The organism is Methylobacterium sp. WL18, assembly GCF_008040015.1.
GTDB lineage: Bacteria > Pseudomonadota > Alphaproteobacteria > Rhizobiales > Beijerinckiaceae > Methylobacterium > Methylobacterium mesophilicum.
This window is the reverse complement of record NZ_VRVD01000427.1, coordinates 1-4,094: the sequence shown is the minus strand read 5'-3', so window position 1 is coordinate 4,094 and position 4,094 is coordinate 1. Positions and strand designations below refer to the sequence as shown.

At 70.8% G+C, this 4,094-nt stretch carries 4 protein-coding genes; all 4 read left to right on the top strand.

Going from position 1 to position 4,094, the window contains the following annotated elements:
* Positions 1 to 1,812, top strand: a 1,812-nt coding sequence (gene mnmG / locus FV228_RS22200; protein ID WP_147856583.1) for a tRNA uridine-5-carboxymethylaminomethyl(34) synthesis enzyme MnmG, incomplete at its 5' end; no start/stop codon positions are given.
* Positions 1,809 to 2,444, top strand: coding sequence for a 16S rRNA (guanine(527)-N(7))-methyltransferase RsmG (rsmG, locus tag FV228_RS22195; protein ID WP_147856582.1), 636 nt, complete (start codon positions 1,809 to 1,811; stop codon positions 2,442 to 2,444). The genes mnmG and rsmG, both read left to right, overlap by 4 nt.
* Before the next feature lie 35 nt (positions 2,445 to 2,479).
* Positions 2,480 to 3,334, top strand: a complete 855-nt coding sequence (locus FV228_RS22190) for a ParA family protein (protein ID WP_147856585.1) — start codon at positions 2,480 to 2,482, stop codon at positions 3,332 to 3,334.
* A gap of 56 nt (positions 3,335 to 3,390) precedes the next feature.
* Positions 3,391 to 4,094 (top strand): ParB/RepB/Spo0J family partition protein (locus tag FV228_RS22185; RefSeq protein WP_147856584.1); only part of this gene is annotated, 704 nt, incomplete at its 3' end.

The following is a 4,094-nucleotide window of genomic DNA, read 5'->3' as shown; positions in this document are numbered from 1 at the left end:
TCCGCGCGCTGCGGCGCCCGCACCGCCCTGGTCACCCACGACCCCGCCACGATCGGGGCCATGTCGTGCAATCCCGCCATCGGAGGGCTCGGCAAGGGTCATCTCGTCCGCGAGGTCGATGCCCTCGACGGCCTGATGGGCCGGGTCGCGGATGCGGCCGGCATCCAGTTCCGCCTGCTCAACCGCCGCAAGGGCCCGGCCGTGCGCGGGCCCCGCACCCAGGCCGACCGCAAGCTCTACGCCGCCGCCATGCAGGCGGCCGTCGCCGAAACCGACGGCCTCACCGTGGTGGCGGGCGCCTGCGAGGATCTCGTCCTCGATCCGGAGGGCCGGCTCTCCGGCCTCGTGCTGGCCGACGGCCGGACGATCGCCTGCGCCGCCGTGGTGCTCACCACCGGCACGTTCCTGCGCGGGTTGATCCATATCGGCGAGCGCCAGATCCCGGCCGGCCGGGCCGGCGAGGCGCCGGCGATCGGGCTGGCCCAGACCCTCGACCGGCTCGGCCTGCGTCTCGGGCGGCTCAAGACCGGCACCCCGCCCCGCCTCGACGGACGCACCATCGACTGGTCCGGTCTGGAGATGCAGGACGCGGATGCCGACCCGGTGCCGTTCTCGACGCTCACGGAAAAGATCACCACGCCGCAGATCCGCTGCGGCATCACCCGGACCACCCAGGCAGTCCACGACCTGATCCGGGCCAACCTGCACCGCTCGCCGATGTATTCCGGCGGCATCGCCAGCCGCGGCCCGCGCTACTGCCCGTCGATCGAGGACAAGGTCGTGCGCTTCGGCGACCGGGAGGGGCACCAGATTTTTCTGGAGCCTGAGGGGCTGGACGACCCGACCATTTATCCCAACGGCATCTCCACGGCCCTGCCCGAGGCGGTGCAGCATGACCTCATCCGGCTGATCCCGGGGCTGGAGCGCGCCACGATCCTGCGGCCGGGCTACGCCATCGAGTACGATTACGTCGATCCGCGCGAGCTCGACGCCGGGTTGCAGGTCAAGCGCCTGCCCGGCCTGTTCCTGGCCGGCCAGATCAACGGCACCACCGGTTACGAGGAGGCGGCCGGCCAGGGGCTGGTCGCCGGGCTCAACGCCGCCCGGTTCGCCGGCGGCCTCGACCCCGCGACCTTCGACCGGGCCGAATCCTATCTCGGGGTGATGATCGACGACCTCGTCACCCATGGGGTCAGCGAGCCGTACCGAATGTTCACCTCGCGCTCGGAATACCGGCTCTCCCTGCGGGTCGACAATGCCGACGAGCGCCTGACGCCGCGCGGCCTCGCGCTGGGCTGCGTCGGCCGGCACCGGGCCGATCATTTCTCGGCTTCTCGGACAGAGCTTCAAGAGGCGCGCGGCCGGCTCGATGCCGTCAGCCTCACCCCAAGCCAGGCGGCGACCCACGGGATCGTGCTGAACCGCGACGGCATCCGCCGGAGCGCATTCCAGCTGTTGGCTTATCCCGAGATCGCCTGGGGGCAGGTTGCCGCGATCTGGCCGGAACTGGCCGAGACGTCCCCGCGGGTGGCCGACCGGCTCAAGACCGACGCCACCTACGCGGTCTATCTCGACCGGCAGAACGCCGACATCGCAGCCTTCCGGCGCGACGAGGCCGTGCGTCTGCCGGCCTCCCTCGACTATGCCGGGATCAGCGGCCTCTCGAACGAGATGCGGGTCAAGCTCGAAACCGTCCGGCCGGGCACCCTCGGCCAGGCGGCGCGGATCGAGGGCGTGACGCCGGCCGCCCTCACCCTCCTGGCGGCCCATGCCAGGCGGGCCGCCCCGGATGCTGGCCGGCGCGCGTCATGAGCGATCCGGACCGTGCCCGAATCCTGGCGGCCTCCGGTGTTTCACGTGAAACAGCCGCGCTGCTGGACCTTTACGTCACCCAGCTCCGGCGCTGGCAGCCGATCAAGAACCTCGTCGGCCCGGCCACCCTGGCGGAGGTCTGGAGCCGCCATATCGACGACGCGCTGCAACTCCTCGACCTCGCCCCCGAGGCCCGGACCTGGCTCGATCTCGGTTCCGGCGCCGGCATCCCGGGCCTGATCCTCGCCATCGCCGGCCGCGAGCGCGGCATCCAGGTCGATCTGGTCGAGAGCAACGCGCGCAAATGCGCCTTCCTCACCGAGACCGCCCGCCTCACCGGGGCGCCGGCCCGAGTCCGCAACGCCCGGATCGAGGCGGTGATCGGCGACTACCAGGGCGTCGACATCGTCTGCGCCCGCGCGCTCGCACCGATGACGCAGCTCCTCGCCTGGACCGAGCCGCTGTTGAAAACGGGCACCACCGGCCTGTTTCCGAAAGGGCGCGACGTGCAAGCTGAATTGACCCAGGCCGCCGCGCAGTGGAGAGTCGTTAACGACCTCGTGCCGAGCCGGACTGATTCCGAAGCCCGGATCGTGCGCGTCACTGCCCTCGCCGCCCCGAGCCATCGATGACCGAAGCGATCCTCGGCGACTCCGCCGACCGGTCCATGGATCCTTCCCGCGATCCCGTCTTGACCCCTGCCGAAAGACCGTCCGTGAGACATCCCCTGCGGATCCTGGCGCTGGCCAACCAGAAGGGCGGCGTCGGCAAGACCACGACGGCGATCAACCTCGGCACGGCCCTGGCGGCGATCGGCGAGGACGTGCTGGTGCTCGACCTCGATCCGCAGGGCAACGCCTCCACGGGGCTGGGCATCGACCGGGCGCGCCGTCACGTCTCGACCTATGACGTCATGATCGGCGAGGCGACGCTGGCCGAGGCGGTGATCCCCACGGCGGTGCCGCGGCTGTCGATCGCGCCCTCCACCATGGATCTGCTCGGCCTGGAGATGGAGCTGGCGACCCTGCCCGACCGGGCGCACCGGCTGCGCGGCGTGCTCAAGGACATCGCCCACGCCAAGGGTCTGGAGCGGATCAGCTACGTGCTGATCGATTGCCCGCCCTCGCTCAACCTGCTGACCATCAACGCGCTGGCTGCCGCCGACGCGGTGCTGGTGCCGCTGCAATGCGAGTTCTTCGCCCTGGAGGGCCTGAGCCAGCTGCTGCGCACGGTCGAGCAGGTCCGGGGCGCCCTGAACCCGAAGCTGACCATCCAGGGCATCGTGCTGACGATGTTCGACCCGCGCAACAACCTCTCCGCCCAGGTGGTGGCGGATGTGCGCGGCTTCATGGGCGACAAGGTCTACGAGACCGTGATCCCCCGGAACGTCCGCATCTCCGAGGCGCCGTCCCACGGCAAGCCGGCTTTGCTCTACGATTTGAAATGTGCCGGCAGCCAAGCGTATCTGCGCCTCGCCTCCGAGGTGATCCAGCGTGAAGGCCGGGTGCCGGCGGCGGCCTGATTGTGTGATCCCCAGAAGCCGGGGGTCGAGTGCGGAGCGTGACACGGGTGACAAGGATGGCGGAGGAGGGGGCACGACCCCGTCTCGGGCGCGGGCTCGCGGCGCTGATCGGCGATTTCGGCGACGCCGGACAGACGGCCAAGCTCGACGGAAAGATCGAGCCGCAGCGCAAGGTTCCGGTGGAATTCCTGCGCCCGAACCCGCGCAACCCCCGCCGCAGCTTCGGCGAGGCGGAGCTCGCCGAACTCGCGACCTCGATCAGCCAGCGCGGCATCATCCAGCCGATCGTGGTCCGGCCGCTCGGCGACGTGCCGGGGGCGTTCGAGATCGTGGCCGGCGAGCGGCGCTGGCGCGCGGCCCAGAAGGGCGGCCTCGACGAGGTGCCGGTGGTGATCGTCGAGATCGACGACCGCGCCTCGCTGGAATTCGCCATCCTGGAGAACGTCCAGCGGGCCGACCTCAACCCGATCGAGGAGGCCTCGGGCTACGAGCGCCTGATGCAGGATTTCGCCTATACCCAGAAGGAGTTGGCCGAGATCCTCGGCAAGAGCCGCAGCCACCTCGCCAACACCCTGCGGCTGCTCAACCTGCCGCCTTCCGTGCAGGACCGGGTCACCGCCGGGGAACTCACCGCCGGCCATGCCCGGGCGCTCCTGGCTGTGCGCGATCCCGAGGGGCTGGCCCGCCGGGTCGTGGCCGAGGGCCTGTCGGTGCGCGAGGTCGAGGCCGTGGCGGCGTCGGAGGCCGCCGAGGCCGCGAA